This window comes from Paenibacillus sonchi (assembly GCF_016772475.1).
Taxonomy (GTDB): domain Bacteria; phylum Bacillota; class Bacilli; order Paenibacillales; family Paenibacillaceae; genus Paenibacillus_AQ; species Paenibacillus_AQ sonchi.
Genome location: NZ_CP068595.1, coordinates 5,632,271 through 5,653,745 on the forward strand (window position 1 = coordinate 5,632,271; position 21,475 = coordinate 5,653,745).

Annotated in this window: 16 protein-coding genes and 3 pseudogenes; 3 read left to right on the plus strand and 16 right to left on the minus strand. The window is 52.2% G+C overall.

From position 1 onward, the window contains the following. Positions 1-824: 824 nt before the first annotated feature. The 6 genes and pseudogenes from JI735_RS37975 to JI735_RS37980 form a co-directional block, all read right to left on the minus strand. Positions 825-4,196: pseudogene (locus tag JI735_RS37975) on the minus strand (golvesin C-terminal-like domain-containing protein); the annotation flags it as partial. A 171-nt stretch (positions 4,197-4,367) separates the two neighbouring features. After that, positions 4,368-4,496, minus strand: a complete 129-nt coding sequence (locus JI735_RS36315) for a DUF6254 family protein (protein WP_020433949.1) — start codon at positions 4,494-4,496, stop codon at positions 4,368-4,370. 195 nt (positions 4,497-4,691) lie between these two features. Next, positions 4,692-5,435 carry an amino acid ABC transporter ATP-binding protein gene (locus JI735_RS25090; RefSeq protein WP_039836930.1) on the minus strand — a complete coding sequence of 248 codons (744 nt, stop codon included), beginning with the start codon at positions 5,433-5,435 and terminating at the stop codon, positions 4,692-4,694. A gap of 15 nt (positions 5,436-5,450) precedes the next feature. Next, positions 5,451-6,110, minus strand: a complete 660-nt coding sequence (locus tag JI735_RS25095) for an amino acid ABC transporter permease (RefSeq protein WP_039836929.1) — start codon at positions 6,108-6,110, stop codon at positions 5,451-5,453. Positions 6,111-6,139: 29 nt separating this feature from the next. After that, positions 6,140-6,910 (minus strand): amino acid ABC transporter substrate-binding protein, encoded by a 771-nt coding sequence (locus JI735_RS25100; protein WP_039836928.1) that lies wholly within the window; start codon positions 6,908-6,910, stop codon positions 6,140-6,142. Positions 6,911-7,067: 157 nt separating this feature from the next. Then, a pseudogene (locus JI735_RS37980) lies at positions 7,068-7,960 on the minus strand (LysR family transcriptional regulator). A gap of 95 nt (positions 7,961-8,055) precedes the next feature. On the opposite strand from JI735_RS37980, the gene JI735_RS25110 reads away from it, so the two are divergent. Then, positions 8,056-9,447, plus strand: a complete 1,392-nt coding sequence (locus JI735_RS25110) for an MFS transporter (protein WP_039836926.1) — start codon at positions 8,056-8,058, stop codon at positions 9,445-9,447. Here JI735_RS25110 and JI735_RS25115 read toward each other — a convergent pair. From JI735_RS25115 to JI735_RS25150, 8 genes are all read right to left on the minus strand, one after another. Next, positions 9,395-11,317 (minus strand): FtsX-like permease family protein, encoded by a 1,923-nt coding sequence (locus tag JI735_RS25115; RefSeq protein WP_202676550.1) that lies wholly within the window; start codon positions 11,315-11,317, stop codon positions 9,395-9,397. The two genes, JI735_RS25110 and JI735_RS25115, sit on opposite strands and share 53 nt — an antisense overlap. Beyond that, a complete protein-coding gene (locus JI735_RS25120; RefSeq protein ID WP_202676551.1) occupies positions 11,304-12,086 on the minus strand; it encodes an ABC transporter ATP-binding protein in 783 nt (260 codons plus the stop codon). The genes JI735_RS25115 and JI735_RS25120 overlap by 14 nt, the downstream gene beginning before the upstream one ends. A gap of 2 nt (positions 12,087-12,088) precedes the next feature. Then, on the minus strand, positions 12,089-13,120 hold the full coding sequence (locus JI735_RS25125; protein WP_039836924.1) for a sensor histidine kinase: 1,032 nt from the start codon (positions 13,118-13,120) through the stop codon (positions 12,089-12,091). Positions 13,121-13,134: 14 nt separating this feature from the next. After that, complete coding sequence (locus JI735_RS25130) at positions 13,135-13,821, minus strand: response regulator transcription factor (protein ID WP_280631866.1); 687 nt, start codon at positions 13,819-13,821, stop codon at positions 13,135-13,137. 125 nt (positions 13,822-13,946) lie between these two features. Continuing rightward, positions 13,947-16,049 carry a serine hydrolase domain-containing protein gene (locus JI735_RS25135; RefSeq protein WP_202676552.1) on the minus strand — a complete coding sequence of 701 codons (2,103 nt, stop codon included), beginning with the start codon at positions 16,047-16,049 and terminating at the stop codon, positions 13,947-13,949. Positions 16,050-16,163: 114 nt separating this feature from the next. After that, positions 16,164-16,958 carry an SDR family NAD(P)-dependent oxidoreductase gene (locus tag JI735_RS25140; protein ID WP_039836917.1) on the minus strand — a complete coding sequence of 265 codons (795 nt, stop codon included), beginning with the start codon at positions 16,956-16,958 and terminating at the stop codon, positions 16,164-16,166. 55 nt (positions 16,959-17,013) lie between these two features. Further along, positions 17,014-18,072 (minus strand): helix-turn-helix transcriptional regulator, encoded by a 1,059-nt coding sequence (locus JI735_RS25145; protein WP_051052001.1) that lies wholly within the window; start codon positions 18,070-18,072, stop codon positions 17,014-17,016. Continuing rightward, on the minus strand, positions 18,069-18,263 hold the full coding sequence (locus JI735_RS25150; protein ID WP_039836916.1) for a hypothetical protein: 195 nt from the start codon (positions 18,261-18,263) through the stop codon (positions 18,069-18,071). Before JI735_RS25150 ends, JI735_RS25145 begins: the two co-directional genes overlap by 4 nt. 67 nt (positions 18,264-18,330) lie before the next feature. Between JI735_RS25150 and JI735_RS37985 the strand changes: the two are divergent. After that, positions 18,331-18,478 (plus strand): annotated as a pseudogene (locus JI735_RS37985) (DUF2306 domain-containing protein); the annotation flags it as partial. Between the two features lie 14 nt (positions 18,479-18,492). Here JI735_RS37985 and JI735_RS25155 read toward each other — a convergent pair. After that, positions 18,493-19,491 carry a histidinol phosphate phosphatase domain-containing protein gene (locus tag JI735_RS25155; RefSeq protein ID WP_202676553.1) on the minus strand — a complete coding sequence of 333 codons (999 nt, stop codon included), beginning with the start codon at positions 19,489-19,491 and terminating at the stop codon, positions 18,493-18,495. Between the two features lie 41 nt (positions 19,492-19,532). Beyond that, a complete protein-coding gene (locus tag JI735_RS25160) occupies positions 19,533-20,432 on the minus strand; it encodes a metallophosphoesterase family protein (RefSeq protein WP_039836912.1) in 900 nt (299 codons plus the stop codon). A gap of 148 nt (positions 20,433-20,580) precedes the next feature. Here JI735_RS25160 and JI735_RS25165 point away from each other — a divergent pair, with 148 nt between their 5' ends. Then, positions 20,581-21,363, plus strand: coding sequence for a DeoR/GlpR family DNA-binding transcription regulator (locus tag JI735_RS25165; RefSeq protein WP_039836911.1), 783 nt, complete (start codon positions 20,581-20,583; stop codon positions 21,361-21,363). Positions 21,364-21,475: the final 112 nt, after the last annotated feature.

Genomic DNA, 21,475 nt, shown 5'->3' on the forward strand with positions numbered 1-21,475 from the left:
ATAACCGCTTCTCCCTCTGCATTAACCTCAGGTATCGCCTTCAATCGTCCCGGCTCCACTTTAGCACCTGAGGCGGAGGCGGCTATGGCATCGCGCCAGGTGAACGGCATTCCGCCTGTCTTCGAATCCTCCCCCGGCTTTTCTTCCTCAGGCGACCCCGCATCTGTGCCCGGAGGTTCCGGCACTTCCTCCCGCGCCTCCACTTTGAAGCTGTACACGGCAGCCTCTTTAGCTGCTTCACTGTGCGCTTGCAGTTCGGCGGTCCCCGGGTTCACTGCGGTCAGCCACACGCTGGATAATCCGTTCTCCAGGTGATATACCGCTTCCGACACAGTGGCAACCTTAGGATCACTGACAAAGAAGCGGATCGGACCTGCCGCGGCTTCCGCTGAATGTACCGCAGCGGTCACCTGGAAAGAATCGCCAGGATACAGCACAGGCGGCTGCTGATAGGTGTCCATTGTGACACTTGCATCTTCCATCTGCGGAACGAGCCGCACCGTAACCGAGGTCTGCACCTGACGGCCGAAACGGTCTTCCGCCGTCAGTTCAATCCGGTTCACGCCTTCCGCAAGCGGAATGGCGAGCCGGAAAACGTTCAAATAATGAACACTGCACGGGGTCTCCAGGTCTGTTCCGTTATGCTTTACTTTTAGGATGACACCTTCGCCCGTTCGCCCTGTTATCTCATAGACCGGTCCCATTGAGTTCCCGCCGGACTGATCCAGTTGCAGCACCGGAGGCGGTGTATCCGATACGGTCTTGGCAGTATTCACATGTGTAGCTCCGTAAGGATCGGTTGCGGCCAGCGAAAATTTCACAGCATCGGCAACCGTCGTATTGGTCCCGTTAGTTGTCAATTTGACAGAGTTGCCAGTGCCTGCGGCGAGCGTATAGGTACCGATATACACCCACATGTTGTCATTGTTAGTCTGGTGGATTCTGGGGGCTGTATCTTTTCCTCCCTCATGCGTAATCTCCAGCGGAAGATTATAGCCCCGGTTCGGGCTGGCGTTCCACAGCATATAAACGTTGTATTGCCCGGGTACCGTGACATACGGTGTCCACTTCGCCCATTTGCCGGCCACATTGCCGTCGTGCAAATAATCTGCGCCAAACCGCGACGCCGACCAGCTGCTGCTGCTCCACTGTCCATCCGAAGCAAACCCGCTGTCCCGGTTGTCCACGATAATATCCAGCCGCTCGTCCGCAGGGGTAACTGCCTGGACTGGCGCCGTACTGCCCGAGGAATTTCCCGAGCTGTCCACAGCCTCCAGTTTATAATAATAAGTGCGTTTCTCCTCGATGCCTGACCGGTCCGCATAGGAATTGGAGGTAAGCAGTGAGGCGATTTTATTGGAGGCACCAGGGGTGAAATCAGCCGCAGTGCCGCGGTACAGATTATATCCCATCAGATCGGGTTCGGTATTGGCTTGCCATTCCAGCATAATACGGGATGCAGCGGTATCTGTCACCCGGAGGCCCTGCGGAAGGGCCGGAGCCTCCAGGTCCTCTCCTTTGGTCACCGCCCGGACCTGGACACTGGCAGCGGAAACATTACCGGCATAATCCAGCGCCTGCACTTGAAAGGCGTACTCCGTCTCCGGTGTTAAACCCGAAATGCTGTAGGAAGTGCCATACGTATCAGCGATGAAGGTACCATCCGCATACGACACCCGGTATCCTTTGATGCCCGATCCGGCATCCGTGGCCGGGTTCCAGCGCAGATCCACACTGGTGCGGCGTTCAATCGCAACTTCTAAACCTGCCGGTGTGGAAGGCGCTTCTTTGTCGTTCTCGTATACAGGTGCTTCTGTCTCTGCCGATTTGGCGCCGTACAAAAGCCCTGTGCCGTTGGTGCCAATGTACACTCTACCGTGCACTTGCCGGTCCCCTGCCATCGCGTTTGGATCATTGCCGGGAAAAAAGTCGTCATCGCTTATCTTTATCCAGGTTACACCCATATCGTCCGAGCGGAAAATCGCCTCTTTGGCATATCCCGCTACTTTGCCGTATACGAAGACGGCAGGGTTAAGACGGCCGGGAGCGTTTTTGCCAAAGCTGAACAGGAACGCCCGCTCTACGTTGGCGATTTTGCTGAAGGAAGCGCCGGCATCGCCGGAGCGGTACAGCCCTTGATCCCCCAGGCCGACCCATACCTCACCCATGGCACCGGGAGCGGCTTGCACGGTATGCCAGGCGACAGACTGTCCGGGCAGCGAAGATGCGTTTGTCCATGAGGCTCCCCCATTGGTGCTGCGGTAAAACTTGCCCGATTTGTCGTAAGCGTAAAAATATTGGCCATTGACCTTATCTGAGGATAATGGCTGGTAATAGTTGCCGAAGACATCACTTCCGGCTTGCAGCTCCGTGGGCAGGCCGCTGCTTTTCACCCAATTTGCACCGCGGTCCCGTGAATAATAAGCGGCGCTTTTTTGCGGAATCCACACCATATTGTTCCCGTCGGTTGCTGACACAGCCACTTTGCCGCCTTGGACGCCTTTGAAGGGCAAGGACGGGAAAGCTTTGTAAGTCATTCCGCCGTCCAGTGAATATCCCCCGTTCCCGGGATCAGGCAATGAGTCGCCGTTCCAGCCATATGTGCCCACTCTGACCGTAAAATCCGGCTGCGTCTCCTGCACATCAATACCTGTAGTGGTCAGCAGACGAATGTCCCCGCTTCCGGTAAAATAAGTGGACACCGGAAACTCCGTCAACGAAAAATGGTCAAAACCTCCGTTATCGGCAATACCGCTGTGAAGAAGCGCTTTTCCTCCGGGCGGACTGACCAGATTACCTACGTTCACTGTCGTTTCCAGTCCTGAAGCATAATTGGTCCATACGGAGGACGCCGCTCCGATATTGTCTGTCCGCCACACATAATACCAGTCGCCCATCCAGACACGCTGGGGATTAAACGGGTCAATGACCAGCGATGAGGTAGCTGAAGACCAGTGCCAGTCCGGAATCCAGGGTGTCGTAATCTCCCGCTTGATGTTCCCCTGATCCAGGGAAAAAGTTTTCCAGGTGGCTCCGCCATCCTCCGAACGGTAAATCGGATTTTTGTGGTCATCCAGTTTGCGCGAAGTCATTATAACGTTTGGATTGGCCGGATCGATCGTCACCGGACCAAAGGCCTTGCCTTTGTCGGCCGCAGGCGTAATATCCTCCCAGGCGTTTCCGGTCAGTCTGGCTAAACCGCCGTCATGGGTAATGTACAGCCGCCCGCCGCGGTCAAGTGCAGCCCGGAGCGGCTTGGCTGGACTGCCTTTCAGCAATGACCAGGTAACCCCGGCGTCCTTGCTTACGTACACCCCTGAATTATAAGCGCCTGCATAAAGGGTCTTGCTCGGAGATCCCTTGCTCCCGCTCGTCTGGTCAAAAGTGATGAAGGTAATCCCGCTTTTACTTGTGTCAGCGAAGGACGGGAATGAGCTTACCTTGACCCACGAGCCGCTCTCCGCCGCGCGGCTGCTGCGGAACAGCCCCTTGGTCCGGGAGCCGAAATACACCGTATTGCCGTCATTGGGGTCTACGGCAAGCCGTTCAGCCGTACGGGCCGGCCCGTTGGCGAACATCGGCACATCTGCTCCATCCGCCTTCAGGTTGGTGCGGGTCCACGTTTCCCCACGGTCAATTGATTTGTAGATGTCACTAGGCTTCCAGTAATCGTATTTGCCGAGCGCGGCATATACAATATCCGGGTCGGACGGGTCAATAGCTATGCTCTCCCCGCCGTACAAATTCACTTCGCTGCGGTCGGCAAAGCCCACAAGTTGCTTCCAGCGCTTGCCGGATTCCTCCCAGCGGTAAATGCCGCCTACATCAGTCCGTATGTAGGCCAGATTCTTCTCGGCGGGATGCACCAGCAGCCCAGTCACATAGCCTCCACCGCCAATGGGAACATTACTCCACGCATACGGCTCTGCTGCTATCGCTGCTCCCGTTTCACCCGGCAGTTCGGCAGCCCGGCCCGTTCCCGGGCCCCACACCAAAGTAATCACCATTGCACAAACGAGCAGCATGCTAAGTTTCTGCGTTCTCCCTATTATTTTCAAATGATTCCCCCTATTGCTGTTTGCCAGGAAATAAAGCGCTTTCCATAAATGTTGCGGCAAACCGTCATCCCCTGGATTCACCTTGAATCTTAACAAAAGCAGCCTTCCGCAATAATCATCAAATCTTGTGTCCTGCATGAACAAATCTAATTTTGCTGCGGTAAAGGGTACGTGATCTGGAACCTCCTCCCACTGAAGACTCGTGAACTAATACTATGTGCTCAAAGCAAAAAAGCCGCATGCATGCGGCTGGAATAAAGCCAATATAGGCTGCCGAATGGGAACGGCAGCCTACCTCCTTGAGACTGGTTAAGACGTAGTATGTTCCGCACCATACTCGCTGGAAAGCTCTTTCAGCGACTTGATTTTACCATGGGGCTGCTGATCCTGCTTGCGGGACTTCCACTCAGCTTCTTTTCTTTGCTTCGGCTGGCTCATCTCGGTAGCCTCCTCTGGAAATGCATCATGTATACTACAGTAAATAGGATGCTGAATATTGCGTTTATTCATACGTGTAAGTTTGCTTTCATAATTCATACTCCGCAGACTTCATTTTTCACTGAACATTAAAAGGGTCTGTCCCAAGACCAATTCATGGCTTTGGGACAGACCCTTTCCTAAATCAATTTTTTATTAATCCTGATTCAAAAACGTCCGGGTCCGCTCCAGCCTCGGGCTGCCAAAAATCTGCTCGGGTGTTCCCGATTCGGCAATTTCCCCGTTGTCCATGAAGAATACACGATCCGCCACATCGCGGGCAAAACTCATCTCATGCGTGACGATAATCATCGTCATGTTCTCTTCCGCAAGCTGGCGGATGACACGCAGCACCTCGCCGGTCAGCTCGGGATCAAGCGCCGATGTCGGCTCGTCAAACAGCAGGATGTCCGGATTCAACATCAGCGCTCTGGCGATAGCTACCCGCTGCTTCTGCCCGCCCGACAGCATGGATGGGTATACGTCCGCCTTATCGGCAAGACCCACCTTGGAGAGCAGTTCCTTGCTTTTAGCTGCAATCTCCTGAGGGTTCCCCCGTTTCAATGTTCTGGGAGCAAGCTCCAGATTTCCCCGTACGCTGAGGTGAGGGAACAGATTAAAGTGCTGAAACACCATGCCCATGGTCGCGGTAATCTCTCTTATGTCTGCATTGCCGGCATATTTGCCGTTCTCTATAAGCGGCTTGCCGTGGATATAGATGCTTCCTCCGGTAACTTCCTCCAGATGAACAAGACTGCGCAGCATTGTGCTTTTTCCTGAACCGGAAGGTCCGATCACCGCCACGACTTCTCCCGGTTTCACAGCAAAGGTAATCTTTTTCAGCACATCAAGGCTGCCAAAAGATTTCTGCAATTGCCTAACTTCAATCATACTACTCATAGTTGGACAGCCCTTCTACTCAAATTTGAAACGTTTCTCCAGTGCCTTGAAGAACAGCGTTAGTATCAATGTCATCAGCAAATAAATAACACCGGCTACTACAAATGGGGTCACCGTAAAATCACGGTTCACCGCCGTCTTCGCGTAATTCAGCAGCTCCGGTACGGCTACAGCGTAGAGCAAAGCGGTGTCCTTGACCAGGGTGATGGATTCATTGGCTACCGCAGGCAGAGCAACCCGGAACATTTGGGCAAGAATGACCTTGCGCAGGGTTTGCCATTTGCTGAGCCCAAGCACCTGGGCGGCCTCGTGTTGCCCTTTGTCAATCGACAGCAGCCCGCCGCGGAAAATCTCGGCAAAATATGCCCCATAATTAAGAATAAAACCAAGGCTGGCCGCAACGAAGCGGTCCAAAACCAGATACTGCCCAATCACCGGAATCTGTGGCAGGCCGAAGCAGAAGAACAGCAGCTGCAGCAGAAGCGGAGTTCCGCGCATGACGTAAATATACATGTGTGCAATCCACGCCAGCGGCTTAATGGAACTTTTAGCCATCAGCGTGACCAGCATCCCTAGCGGAATGGACAGCACGATGACAATCAGGAACAGCAGGACGGTTGTCCGCGCGCCTTCCAGCATCGGCCCGGCAATTTTTATAATATAATCAATATTCATTTCTTCAACCGACTCCTAAAGGTAACTATCTAGTTCAGTACTTTATTCTCTCCAAACCACTTCGTTGAAATTTCAGCAGCCGTACCATCATTGTTTAGTTCATCCAGAGCCTTCTGCAGCTCTGCCAGCAGCGCTTCATTGCCTTTCTTAATGCCGATGCCGTATTGCTCAGGAGCCAGCGACTCTTCCAGCAGCTTATAAGTGCCCGTCTCCTTGGACATATAATATCTTGCCACCACTTCGTCAATGACCACTCCATCCAGGCGTTTGGACTTCAGGTCCGTCAGGGCAAGCACATTGTCCGGAAATTCGGATACATTGGCAATTTTTGCTTTGAGCGGACTGGCATCCAGGGCATCGGCAGCGGACGACAGGCTTTGCAGTCCGACTTCTTTTCCGGCCAGATCATCCAGCTTCGTCAGTGCCGAATCCGCCAGCACGACAACAACCTGGCTGTTCTCCAGATAAGGCTTGGTAAACAGCACCTTTTCCTTGCGCTCGTCCGTGATGGTGTACCCGTTCCATATCATATCAATGCGTCCGCTGTTCAGCTCCGATTCCTTGGCCGACCAGTCAATCGGCTGGAAGGTAACTTCTTTGCCCATTTTTGCAGCCGCCGCTTTCGCATAATCAATGTCAAAACCGACAATTTCATTGTTGTCATCCCTGAAGCCCATTGGAGCAAACTTATCATCTATACCGATCACCAGTTTGCCGTCATCCCCCTTTGAACCGGAGCAGCCTGCTATCGCTGCAATTGCCATAACTACCAACAGAATCAATAATCCTTTTCTCTTCATCTCTCTACTCCCCCTAGTAAATAACAACATACGCATCAATCACTTTAGTTCGTTAACACGTTATCAGTTTATCATAATAACATATGATGTGAGCGTCGTCGATAGAGAAGAGAAACACTTCTGTGTCAATTAATAAAAAAAGCCAGCGCCTGTATTTTCAGGTCAGTGGCTTGAAATAATCCGCAACGACCTCCCGGAACTCCAGGGCAGTCTGCGAAATGTAGCGGCTCTTGTGCCATAACAATGCAATCTCCCGCACCAATTCGTGATTCTCTACTTGAAGATATTGGATCTGCTCCCGTGAGTTCCTTGCCGTACTTGGTATAAAAGCGATGCCGATTTCCGCCTCCACCAGTGCGCTCAGCCTTGCAGGTTCATCCCCCTCATATACATATTGGGGTTTGAAGCCAACCGATCTACATATCCTGTCTGCTAAATCACGGGTGCCATAACCTCTTTTTACACCGACAAACGATTCATCCTTAAGCTCTGTCAAGGATACGCTGGTTCGTTCAGCCAGCCGGTGCCCTTTGGGAACAGCAACAAGAATGGGGTCATTGTAAACGACCTGACATTCAATGTCCTCCTCTTCGACGGCGGGGAAGACAAGCAGACATCAACATCTCCTTGGTGAAGCAGCTTAACCATTTCCTGCGTGGTCAGCATTTGCACATGAAATTGGACATGGGGCCGCTTTTTACGAAACTCCCGAAGGATATGGGGCAACGCGCTTGCGGCAGTCACCGCCAGTTCGAGCGTGCCTTGTTCCGGGGAGGATAGATCCCTTAGCTCCTGCTTTCCCTGCTCCAGTTCAAACAAAGCCCTTTCTGCCCTGCGGAAGAATTTGTTCCCGTACTCATTAAGCCGCAGCTTCCTCCCTACCCGGTCGAACAGAGGGACTCCCAGATCCTCTTCCAGGCGTCCAATCGTTTTGCTTAGTGAGGATTGGGTCACGTGCAGGCTTCGTGCGGCTTCGGTCACATGCTCCAATCGGGCGACTACGAGAAAATATTGCAGTTGAAGAAGTTCCAATTCACATCCTCCATTCATTCCTTCAAGTCCATGAAATCATAACATAAAAAGTGTTGGAATAAATAATCAAATTCAAGTACGATGACATCAATACAGCTTAGGGAGGACTAAAAATGAATGCTCGCAGCAGGTGGTTGCTGATTTCCGTGGGTCTCGGGGTACTATTGAACCCTTTAAATTCTTCGATGATTTCCGTTGCTATTGCAAGGCTGCAAAATGTGTACCGCCTCGATTTTACTGAGGTATCCTGGATTATTTTTTCCTTCTACATTGCGAGTGCGGTCGCCCAGCCTATTATGGGAAAGGCCAGTGATTTATTTGGACGCAAAAAGATATTTCTGGCAGGCCTTGTTGTAGCCTTCGTTGCGTCATTAGCAGCTCCGCTGTCTCCAGGCTTCGGGTGGCTCATCGTGTTCCGGATTGTGCAATCCATCGGAACAAGCATGATGGTTTCTGTAGGAATGGCTATTGTGCGGGTTCATATTACGGAGAAACAAGCGTCGGCGCTGTCAGTGATGTCCATTTTCCTATCGGGAGCGGCAGCAATCGGCCCCTTTATTGGCGGGGTGGTTATCCACTGGTGGGATTGGCATGGTATCTTCTTAGTCAATATTCCATTTGCAGCGGCAAGCTTTCTATTAGCTTGGAGGGCCATTCCTAAGGACGAACCGCCAGTGGCCGCTCTGCGCAACATGTCTTTCCGTCAATGGATAACCATGATAGATGCGCCGGGTATCCTGCTTTTTGCAGCGGGGCTGGTTGCCCTGCTCGCCGGGTTGCTGTCAGCAAAATCCTCCGGCCATATTTTATTTGGACATGTTCTGACCGGAGGGATTGGCCTGATCGCATTGGTTGCTTTCGTACGGCATGAGTTAAAAGCGTCCTCACCCTTTATTCCGGTGCGCACATTCACCAAATATCCGGAGATGGCCCGGGTCAATGCCGAATTTATACTCGTTAATGTACTATATTACTCACTGTTTTTCGGGCTTCCTTCCTACCTGCAGATGGTGCGCCATGTCAGCGAATTCCATACAGGGATTCTCATGCTGAGCCTGGGACTATGCTCGCTCATTGCTTCTCCCATAGCAGGGCGATGGATCGATAGATCAGGACCAGGGCCGGCATTGTTTCTGTCCGCGATATTAATAGCCTTGGGGTCCGTTTGGATTGTGACAATGAATCAAAGTTCGCCGGTAATCAGCGTCTGTGTGGCTTTAGGCGCATTCGGTATTGGCAACGGATTGAATAGTGTCGGTATGCAGGCAGCCTTGTTCAAAAGCGCTCCAAAAGAAATCATCGGAGTAGCTTCCGGAGTATTTATGACCTCAAGATACTTGGGAACTATTCTATCCTCATTGCTGCTGGGCATCGTGATGGGCGATACCTTCAGCGCTGGAGGGTTTCGGCTGCTTGGGGTTATCCTCTCGGCAATCGCCTTGCTCTTAGTATTTATGAACTGTACGCGGCCGCTTTCACAATACGGTGATAAAAACCTACAGTGAGCACAGCAAACATCAGATAAATGAATGTGTATACCCCCATGGCCGCAACCGCAGGGAAGAAAAGGTCCGAGAACGTCAGTGTTGCGGCCGCTTGTACGGCGAAGATGGAATGCAGCAGTCCGATGGCCAGCGGAATGCCGAATACAAACAGCTGCCTGCGGATAATGCCGCCCATCATCTCACGCTCACTGATACCAAGCTGACGCAGAATTGTATAATGGTGTCTCTCCTGCCCGGCTTCAGTCACCTGTTTGAAATACAGAATACTGCCTGTGAACATCAGGAAGATCAGTCCGAGAAAACCCGCGGCAAACATAATAAGCCCGAACTTTTGCCGCGATTCTTGAGCGTAGGTGTAGAAATCCGTTGGGAACTCTTCTTGCTTGGCGTATTTCGCAAAATAACCCGAGGCCGCCGCACGTTCACCCGGGTCCATAATCTGATAGGTGTGGATGCGAAAGGCGTCCATCTTGGAGGAACCCTGCATCTGTTCGCGAATAGCCCTTACCGTCGCTTCAGGAACGACAAGTTGGAGGCCGCGTAAACCGTAATTCATCGCATATCGATCCATGACTCCGGTCAACCGGACTTCCGTTTGAACCCCGTTTGCAGTAAAAGCAATGGTCTGCGGATAAGCAGCATTGTCCGTTTTCTTGCTTAATGCTTTCCTCCGGCCCTTATACCATATGCCTTCGCCTTCAACCGGAATTGCAAGCTCCGCACCGCCTGCCTGAAGCTGCTCTGCCGCAAGCAGCATCAGGCTGCGTTCATCCCCGCCCCCTTGTCCAAATGTACCGGGTAGTCTAACAGCCTCTACCGCTTGATAGGTAAAGGTAAAGCCGCTTTTCTCCAGCTCCGCCCGAAAGGCTTGGGCAGCCTGCTCATTATGCTCAATGGTGAAATCGTAGGGCAGCATAGCCCGGGACTCCCGCCCGGCCGAAAAGTACAGCGAATAAGCAATGGACACCATTGTCAGTGTCACCGCAGACAGAATGGTAATCAGCGTCAGTGAGTTGGCATTGCCCCTCATCCGGTGAATGACCGGGGCCAGCGACAAGCTGTTTTTCAGCCCCAGATGTCCGTCCATGCCTTGGCGGACCCGGTAGAACACCCAGCCTATCGTTACGCGAAAAAGCAGATAGGTTCCAATTATAGTGAGGGCCAGAATCCCCAGCACCGGCAGGAGCAGCGCCTGGCTGCTTATTTTACCCGAGAGTAGGTAACCGGTTGCGATGAATCCGAGGCCGGACACCCCCAACGTTGCGGACAGGACCGGTCCCGGCTGTTTCGAATGCTCACCCTGCTGCTCTCCCCTGAAGAGCTCAAGCAGTGGAGTACGGTAAACCGTTAACAGCATCTGGACCCATGTAAAGCTGAGAAGCAGAGTAAACACGGCGGCAGTCTGCAGCGCTGCTGTGCTGGAGAAAGACCATGTAATTATATGGTCAGTACCGGCCAGCTTCATCAGGATGAGCATAAAAAACCGCGATACGACCGCACCGCCTCCGATACCAAACAGAAGCGCCCCCGCCCCCAGCAGCAGATTCTCCGCAATCAGCAACCCGCCTACCCTCCTTCGCGTCAGTCCCACCAGCTGGTATAAGCCGATTTCCCTGCTCCGCCGCTTAAGGAACATACCGTTAGCATAAAGGATGAATACCGCCATAATCATGATCAGCAATATCCCGGCTGCACTAAAAAAGGCCTTGAACTGAATATCCGCGAAGGTCCGGGCCATTACCGTGGAGTCATTCTGCAATGAAGCAAACACAAAATATAAGCTTGTGCTGAGAATCAGGGCGGAAAAATACAGATAGTAATGCTTGAGATTCGCCCGCATACTGCGAATGACCAGCTCAAACAGGGTCAATGCGGTCACCTCCCAGCACGGCCTGCACATTGAGAATATCCTTGAAGAAAGTCTCGCGCGTTTTGCTGCCGCGGTACAATTCGGAATAGAGCGCTCCATCCTTCAAAAAGACGACGCGGCTGCAATAGCTGGAAGCTAAGGGATCATGCGTGACCATTATAATCGTAATGCTGTACTCCCGGTTAAGCTCCTCCAGTGTTCCCAGCAGAGAAGAAGCCGCCTTAGAATCCAAAGCGCCTGTGGGCTCGTCTGCAAATACGAGAGAGGGCCGGTGGATCAGCGCACGTGCTGCCGACGTCCGCTGCCGCTGGCCGCCGGAAACTTCATACGGAAATTTATGCGCGATCTCCCCAATGCCCAGATTCGCGGCAATAGCCTGATACTCAGCTTCTGCTGCCTGTTTGTTCCGCTTGCCGAGCGAAATGGGCAGCAGAATGTTCTCTTTTACCGTCAATGTATCGAGCAGGTTGTAATCCTGAAAGATGAATCCGAGCTTTTTGCGCCGAAATGCAGACAATTCAGTGTTATTCATGGCCGCGATGTCCGTATCCTCCAGGAAAATTGCGCCTTTCGTCGCTGTATCGATGGTGGCCAGTACATTGAGCAGCGTTGATTTCCCGGACCCGGACGGGCCCATAATGCCGACAAACTCCCCCTCCAGTACACGGAGGTCTATGCCTCTGAGCACCTGCTGGACATTGCCCCTGGCCCCATATGATTTATACACCTGCTGTGCAAGCAGCACGGTTTTTTGAAGCCGGTTCTGCATCTTCATCCCCTCCCTGCCCGGACGGACTCGAACCTGTTGCTTACAGAAAAAGCGAGCTGCATGGATGTTCCTCTGTGCAGCTCCGATTGTACGGTCAGGGATATTCCGATTTTGTCCGCAACAGTACGGGCCAGATAGAGCCCCAGTCCGGTTGCCGCATTGTGCAGTCTGCCATGTCCGCCGGTAAATCCTTTATCGAAAATCCGCGGCAGGTCATGCGCGGCAATACCCGGACCTTCATCCGTCACCGTCATTCGGACCGTACCATCCCGCGCGGTCATGGACGACAGATGGATCGTTCCGCCTTCCGGGCTGTATTTGACCGCATTGGTCAGCAATTGCCGGATGATGAAACGGCACCATTTGCAGTCCGTATTGACCGCGGCCTCTTCTCCGCTGAATTCGACAGCTATATTTTTCTCCACACACCAAGAGGCCAGGTCGCGCACTTCCTGGGCGGCAAGCCGCTGAATTCCGGCCTGTTCCGGCATATAATCGGACTCCAGGGACGGCAGACGTGAAATGTGCAGCTGCTGGTCCATCAGCAAATGAATCCGCAGCCATTCAGATTCGATATTGCGCATAGCCGGGTGGACTTTGCCGGCATCAATAGTCAATTTCATGGCGGTCAGCGGCGTCTTCACTTCATGTACCCAGGCAGCCAGATCATCCTGCTCCAATGACCGGGCAGCCATGCCGTCAGAAAGCTGATTCCAGTACCAGTGGTTCACCGCTCTCAAGAGCTGATTGGTCGCTTCCTCCTGATAGAAGCCGGCAGCAGGCAGTGTCTCAATCCAGTCTTCATTCATCTCTTCGGCCAGCTTCGCCAGACTATGCGCATACTTCATTTCTTTCTGGCAGCGCCACCCAAGGAAAACAGCCATCGCCAGAATCAGCAGGAGGTTCAAATATAGAAGCGACTGCCCGCGGATCGAAATACCGCCGTCCATCCAGATCAGCAGATCCGCCAGCAGCAGGGACAGCAGATAGAAACTGATCCAGCTTTTCCTGTCATACAGATAGCGGAGTATCAAAGCCAGGTTCCCCCTCATAATGTTGCCGCCATATAACCAAGCCCCTTTTTCGTGACGATGGCCTCTTCCAGCTCAAATACAGCCAGCTTTTGGCGCAGCCGGGTGATGTTCGCAGTTAATGTATTGTCGTTGACAAAATGCTCATCATCCCACAGCTTGCGGATCAGCTCATGCCGGGAGATTATCTGATCCTTCGCCTGGACGAGTACCACGAGGATAAAAAACTCATTTTTGGTTAACAGGACATCCTGCCCACCCTTGCGGATCAGGCCGCGCTTCAAGTCAATGATGGCACCGTTCCATTCGATCAGATCGGCAGAAGATTCCTCAGCGTAAGCATACGTCCGGCGGAGTAACGCCTGAACTTTGGCCAGCAGGACGTCCATATGGAACGGCTTCGGGATATAATCGTCCGCCCCCAGGTTCATCGCCATCACCATATCCAGCGGATGGTCGCGCGAAGACAGAAACAGAACCGGCACTTTGGACACCGCCCGGATCTCCCGGCACCAGTGGAACCCGTCGTACATCGGGAGCTGGATATCAATAATCACTAACTGGGGCTGCAAGCGGATAAAAGTATGCATCACCTCATCATACCGCTCCGGTCCCGTAACTTGAAACGACCATTGCTCCAATCTTTCCTTCAAGGAACGGAAAATGGCAGCATCGTCTTCGATAATAAAAATGTTCATATCCATATCGTGGCTAGATCCTTCCCGCGGCTGCCGTGTGATTCCGGCACTAAAGCAATTAATCCATAGCTTTCTCCATCATACTACCCCAGACTGGATAAAAAAAGAAGGGCCAATAACGGCCTTCAGATTTAATCCGGCAGGAGCATCGTGAACAGCAGCGCCGCCAGCTCCTGTTTGTTCAGCGTCCGCTGCGGGCCGTAGTCGAAGAAGCCCTTCGACTCTGTTACTTCCGGCCCATGAAGCTTCCAGACGACAGCCGAGCTGACTGCCTCAACCGCCCACTTGGAGGTGCCGGGCACAAGCTTAGCTGTCGAATCCGGTGTTCTCATCCCCGATCCGGCCAGTAAGCGAAAGACGATAACGGCTGCTTCTTCACGGCGGATCGGACGGTCCGGTTCAAACAGGCCTCCCCCCGCTCCCTCCAGCAAGCCGGATTCGACGGCGGCTTGAATAGCCCGCCGGTACGGAGAATTTGCCGTGTCCTTGAACGCGGGCGGATGGGATGATTCCGGCAGGCTCCATACCGAATTAAACGCTTGGACAAACGCTCCACGGGTGACGGCTTGCCCGGGCTGAAACGGCTGGGACAGATCATCTGCCAGATAGCCAAGTGCCTTCAGGCCAAGAATGTATTTGGCATACGGATGATTCTCTGATACATCCGGGAACACGGCCGGATGCTCGGGTATTTTGGCTGCATAGCTGTATAAATTAGAGTATTTCAGATAATGGATGCGGCCATCGTTATCCGCCTTGAAGGCCAGCGGCTTGCCCTGCTCATCGATGAACAGTGTATCCTCCACTTGTCTCAGCTCGTGGCGCCCTCCCATCAGGTTACTCACAGTTAGAGTGCCTGTACCGGATACCTCAACCCGGGTCAGCAGTTTGACCCGCAAGTCGGAATACAACCCTGCAAATTTAGCGAGAACCTCTCTGGATTGCGGCCTGAAGCCTTTTGTTCCAAACGACGTCGGATGTCCGGAATAATAATGGTCCATAAAGGCGGCAAAAAATTCATCCCGCAAATCCTGATTTGCATTATAAGTAACGAACACACCCGTTTTACGGTCCGGCAAAAGCCAGAGCAATGAACTGAAGCCCAGGATATCGCCACCCTTGGATATTACGTTTTCGCCGTTTGTCTTGGAGGGAAGAGCAGGCGCTTCGAAGCCGTAAGTCATATCCGGCAAATCCGGATGAATGGCAATGTGGTAAGCTGACATTGCTTTGACCGATTCGGGCGACAGGATAACCGTGCCGTCAGCTGCCCGTCCACCGCTCAAGAAGGCCTTCATAAACAGGGCCATATCGGAGGCTGTCGAGATCATGCTGCCCTCCGGCCACTCCCTCGGCGATAAATCATACACCGGGATGGGGTTGCCCTCTGCATCATCGGATGAGGCCAATCGTCCAGCCAACTCCTTGCTGAGGCTAAAGCTGCTTGAAGACATGCCGAGCGGCTCGAACAGATGCTGACGCATATAGCTCCCGAAAGGCTCTCCGCTTGCCTGCTGTACGATGTACCCCAGCAGCCTGGATGCAAAGTTATCGTACATATATGACGTTCCCGGCTCGCGGACAACCGGGGGAAACTGCTCAAAGATACTTTCCTTCAGTGAGACCGGCTTTTGGGAATCATCCCTTACATAACTGGCATCTGAAGGTTCACGCACTTCAAAGCCTGTCGTATGCGTCAACAGATTCCCGATGGTAACCGGTGTGCCGAAGGGATTGGTTAAATGATAGCCGTCCAGATACTTTTCAATATTGTCCTGCAGCGAAATCTTTCCTGCCTGGACGAGCTGCATTACTGCGGCGGCTGTGAATACTTTGGAGACCGAGGCGATCCGGAAGGTGGTCCGGCTTGCATCCACCGGCGATTTCAGCGTCCGGCCGGTTAGTCCGTAGCCTTTAGAAGCAAGCACCTCCCCGCCTTGAACGACGGATACCGCGATGGCTCCCGCCTTCTGCCTGATGTCCTCCCTGGCAAAAAAAGCATCCAGGAACGCCTGCACTTCCTTCGCTTCACGCGGACCGTCCGTTTTAGCTGTCAAAGCCGCAGTGTCCCGTGAAGGAAGGGCAGCGCTGCCGGTTGAGGCCGCACCGGTGGCAGCTGTGTTCCATACAGACGGCGCTTCGGCATACACACTTGATTCTGCACCCAGGCTTGCCATCAATAGAACAGTCAGGAACCCTAACGTGCAGCTAGAACTCTTTTTCTTACTATTCAACCCAAATCCTCTCCTCTCTTTCATATAGACTTATCATAGGGGCTGGATCAGGCACTGTCGCTTGATTCAGATGATAAGAGGGAGCGGAATGTTACATTCTTGTCATGTTGAGACTCAAAATATTGTCGGCACCATTCCCCCATCCATACGGATAGGAGAACCTTTAAATGCGGAAGCATAAGGGCTGCATACAAATGCAGCCAGCCGGCCTATTTCAATCGGCTTAATAAACCGCTGAATTTCAGATTGCGGCAGGTTGGCAGTCATAAATTTTTTCTCTTTTTCGGAAAAAGTCATATCTTCATTAGCGTACACACCATCAATGATTTGTCGCACATTTTCAGAGAGTGTTGGTCCGGGCATGATCGTATTGACTGTAACTTCTGTTCCTCTTGTTAATTTGGACAAGCTTTTTGACAAAGATAAGAGCATCGATTTGGTCATGGTGTACTGCGGCATTTGCCCTGAAGGCATAATGGCTTCTTCACTCGCAATAAAGATAATGCGGCCATAATCTTTTTTCAACATTTTAGGTAAATAAAATTTGGATAATCCATTTGCCGCCAGAACATTAGTGCGGAAATATTTTTCCCATATTTCATCGTCAACGTCCTCATACAACATAATTTCATAAATCCCCGTATTGTTAACCAAAATATCAATATCCGGGTATTTTTCAAATAAAGCTTCTCTTTGCCGGGTATCCACTATATCAGCTGCAGCATTTTGAGGAGAGGTAGCCGGGAAATTGGACTTCATTTCATTTACCGTCCGTTCTACCTCTTCATAACTCCGTCCATTAATTAGTACATTAACACCTTCTTTGGCAAGTTCAACGGCAATTGCTTTACCTATACCTTTCGTTGATCCCGTAACTAAAGCTGTTTTATTGTTTAAACCCATATCCATAATTTATTTCTCCTTCATTTTTTGGAAGTATGTAATGATCAGCTCCTCTTCGAAATCACCCATTACAAGTGATTATGTTACCTTGTCTGGATGATTCAGTAACTAGCGCATTGCGCCAAAATTCTTGTTTTACACGCCAATTCGACGGAGTATCACCTTCCCAAAGCCGGAAAGCGCGGTAAAACGAGTTCTGGTCTGCATATCCAAGCATGAACGCTACTTCTTTAATATCGAGCGAGGAGTCTGCCAGGTACTCCAGTGCCTGCTCATGTCTGGCTTGTGTTAACAAATGCTTAAAGGTCGTATTTTCGTCAGAAAGCCGGCGCTGCAAGGTACGGTCGCTTATTCCCAGCTCTTTCGCAACAGCCTGAATATCGGGCCGTCCTCCGGTAAGGCTACGTTTCATGATCCATTTGACCATCAGGGAAATTGAGCGCTCGCGCTGCTGTTCACCCAGCGTCCGGTCCAGAGCCGGAGTCAGGATCTCCAGCAACTCTTCGTTGTATGAGACAAAGGGACGGTCCAGATCTTTTCGGTGCAGCGTCAACCGGTTGCATGGTGCACCAATCCGGACAGGACAGCCGAAGTAGGCTTCAAGGGCCTGTACATTGGCCATAACATCTGAAAATTCGACGAACCGCGCTGTCAAAGGCTGGCCTGTCCCCCGTCGCCCAAGCTCCAAAAGATAGGCTAGTGTGATACCAATCAACATCGGCGGACCAGGCTGCTCGGTGTACAGCCATTCCAGTGCGATGCTACAGCTCTCCCCCTCCTCGGTGATAAGCAAGTTTTCTGGAGGACACAGTTGTTTGTAGCGCGCCATTCGGTTTAGAGCATCACGGTAGTCACGGGAGTGGTATGTTGCTAAGACGGTCGGCGGGTACTTCGCGGTTTCAAAACCTGCCGCAAGCTCGATAATCCCCTTGGCAGTGTCACCAATGAGATCGGAATAAGCCTGCCAGACCGCGAAATATTGGGCGGTGGTGACTGCAGGTTCAGCAATAATTGTGAGCGGCTGCCCTGCTTTACGAGCTACATCGTGGGCAGCAATCCCTAAATGACGTAATCCTGCCCAGAATCCCGGCGGGATTTTAATAGAGTCAGAAGACTTCATACATCCCGGCCTCCTTTAGCTTTATTTTCAGATTGAGGGAAAGTTTCGAGATCCGATGCAGATTCTATCGCCACATCCATCTTCGCTTTCTGCAAATGGGTATGCAATTGGTTTTGTGGCGCTTGTGAAATGCTGAACGTTTTGATTTCCATCCCATCGTATACTACGAGTACCGTGGTTAATGCATTCATGAAAACCTCACCTCTGCATCCTAGTTTATCATTTTTTTGCAGGAACTAATGCGGGCCTCTTATGCCCGATCCGGGAGCAGAAGGTTTTTTACACCAAAAAAACCGGGCTTAAGCGTGAGCTTAATCTCCCGGTCTGGTTAAGCGTTATGCGTGATCACGTTGCCTTTGCCTGCATTGCCATGGAGGCGGGCCTGATCAACTTTTCTACCCACCTGCGCAAATGTAGTTTTTATTCCAGCCAGTGCCGGCTTCGCCGCCGCTTCTGGAAGGTTACAATTTCCCGCACTCCCGCCTGCATCAGCATCTCTAGCTGCTGATCTGTATACCCGCCGAGATCGTCAGGAAAATGGGCATCGGTAGAGGTGGTGAACAGCACGCCTTTGGCTGCCAGTACGGCCAGGAAAGCCGGGCTCGGGCACATTTCCCGGATCGGATAGCGGTACACCATTCCCGCGTTAATCTCCGTGGCCGTATCATGCGCGATCAGCAAATCCGCAATCCGCTCATACATCGGCAGCAGGCGTTGTTCATCCGGGCGGTAGTTGAAGGCTTTGAGGTTGTCGAGGTGGGCGACAATATCGAACAGGCGTGAAGACACCGCTTGGCCGACGATCTCGAAGAACCGGGCATACAGGACTTCCAGATCAAATTGTTCAAAATACATCTGGGTCGCCGGATTGTCAAAGCCCCAGCCATCTACAAAATGCACTGAACCGATAACATAATCATATGGCTGTTCCTTCAATATTCCGGCTAGCTCCTGTTTGCAGCCCGGGAAATAATCGGCTTCGATGCCAAGCCGCAGCTGCACCCCTTCACGCTGCCATTTTTCCTTTTGGGCCTGAATGCAAGCAACAAAATGCTCTGTATCCGCCATACACACCTGATCCAGCCACTCCCGCTGCAGACGGCCTATCAAGGTATCATCCAGGAGCATGTGTTTTTCATAATAGGCTTTATATTTCGTGAAACGGTACAGATGATCGACGATGCCCACCGTATGAATGCCGCGCTGCTTGGCCTGCTTCAGATACAGGTCCAGCCATTCCTCTGTAAAAGCTCCACCCGTCATGCGCCGCTCCAGCCGGCCGAAGCTCTCCTGCATCCAAGCCTGCGTATGGATCTGCTCGCTGCTGTCCGTCATCGCTGTGAGACTCTCCATCGTACGCTGCAGCCATCTAGGTGAATACGGTCCTTCTTCCAGATGGAGGTGAAAATCTATTTTCATTACGTATCCTCTCCTTTTGCGGTAACTACTCCACCTCTGCGCTAAATTACGCTTCCATCCTCCTGCCTGATCCAGGTCTCGAAGCGCCGTTCCCCTTCCTTCAGTTGAATGACCCTCGCCCCGCGCTGCAGTGACCCGTACGTGTTATGCCCGGTCACCCGGCCATAGGCCAGTGTTATCCCATGCAGCACACCTATGTAATCATTGTCATGATCGTGCCCGGCGAAGGCTGCCATCACATCCCCTGCTTCCAGCATGGCCGCGAACCAGCCGCTGTTCACTTTGGAGCAGCAGACCATTTCGCCTTTTCTCCCGGCTACACTCCCGGATTGCCATACCTCCTGATACTCAGGGATAGGAATATGCATAAAAGCCAGAGCAGGCAGCACCCCGCCGTTTCTCTCTTTGTTCTTGGCCGATTCCTGCGAATACCAGGCCACTTGATCGGAATGAATCCAGGCATACCCGCCGATGGCTGCAGGCGCATATTCACCCGAATCCACGAAATACAGTGCCGCCGACTCCCGGTCTGCAGTGTGGTTGAAAAGCGGCAGCACATAATTGCCCGTGCCGTGGATCTCTCCCGGTCCGGCTTCAGCCATACACAGCTCATATTCTGTCAAAATCGCCTGCAGCTCTTCCCGTGTAACCCCCTTCTCTGTATCGTGGTTGCCATAGATCACAGCAAAAGGCGTTCCTGCCTGTACGGCAACCTCAATCACCCGCCGGAACGCAGCCTTAGGGTCCACGGTCTCTTCGCTGTAAACCAGGTCACCGCTGAACACTACCAAATCCGGTTGCTCGGTGATCAGAATACGCTCCATCAGGGCCAGCGTCCGGGCATCACGCTCCGGTTCGATTCCATCCTTCAGATGGATATCGGTAAACTGTACAATTTTAAAAGTGCCATCTGCATGAAAAGAAAGACGTTGCTTCTTCATCTTGAACCTCCTCAAAGTAAAACTCATTGTTTTGTGATATTCATGTTGTTCTTTGTGTAATTGCGTTGTTTTTTGTGTTCTTTTACTTTAAAATAGCACTAACAGCCAAAAGGATGCAAGCGTTAATTTTACATAAGGGGGTTGCACGATGACATTACTCGCAGAAGAACGGCAGCAGCTGATCTTGCAGCAATTGGAGGAAACCGGAAAGGTAAAAGTTATCCCGCTGGCGCAGCAGCTTGAGGTGTCCAATGAGACGATCCGCCGCGATCTGGATGCCCTGGAGGAACAACGGAAGTTAAAGCGTGTGTATGGGGGCGCAGTGAAGCTCAGCCATTTCGACGGAGAGCCTTCGTATACGATGAGGCGCAAGCTGAACCAGGAAGGGAAGCAGGCGATTGGCCGGGAAGCTGCCAGACTGCTGCAGGATGGGGATACTGTGTTCATGGATACAGGGACGACTGTGCTGGAGATGACCCGCTGCCTGGCCGGAAAGAAGAACATTACTATTGTGACGAACTCCCTGCCAACAGCGTCTGCGTTGCTCCAAGCCTTGTCCCTTGAGCAATTTACGGGCAAAGTCATTATGCTTGCCGGTGAAATCTCCGTTCAGCAGCAATCGGTGAGTGGGATTCTCGCCCATGAGCTGCTGAAACAATTCACACTGGACAAAGCCTTTCTGTCCGTCGGCGGAATCTCGCCTGCCCAAGGCATCACGGATTACGATATGAACGAATCGCTGGTGTCACGGCTGGCCGCCGGGCAGGCCAGTGAAGTGATTCTGCTGGCAGACCACAGCAAAATCGGCAGCACGGCTTTTTGCCAGATCGCTCCGCTGCATAATGCCGACGTGATCATCTCCGATCAGGAGCTGCCGGGGGGCTGGAAGGAAGAGCTGGAACGCATAGGGGTAGCGTGGATCAGGTCCTGACAAAAAAACCGGTGCCAAGAGCAGCATGTGCTTCAAATCACTATTGGAGACAGCAGAAGATCATATATTTAAATAGTCCACTTGATTAGAGGATAAATCTAACTATCTATAC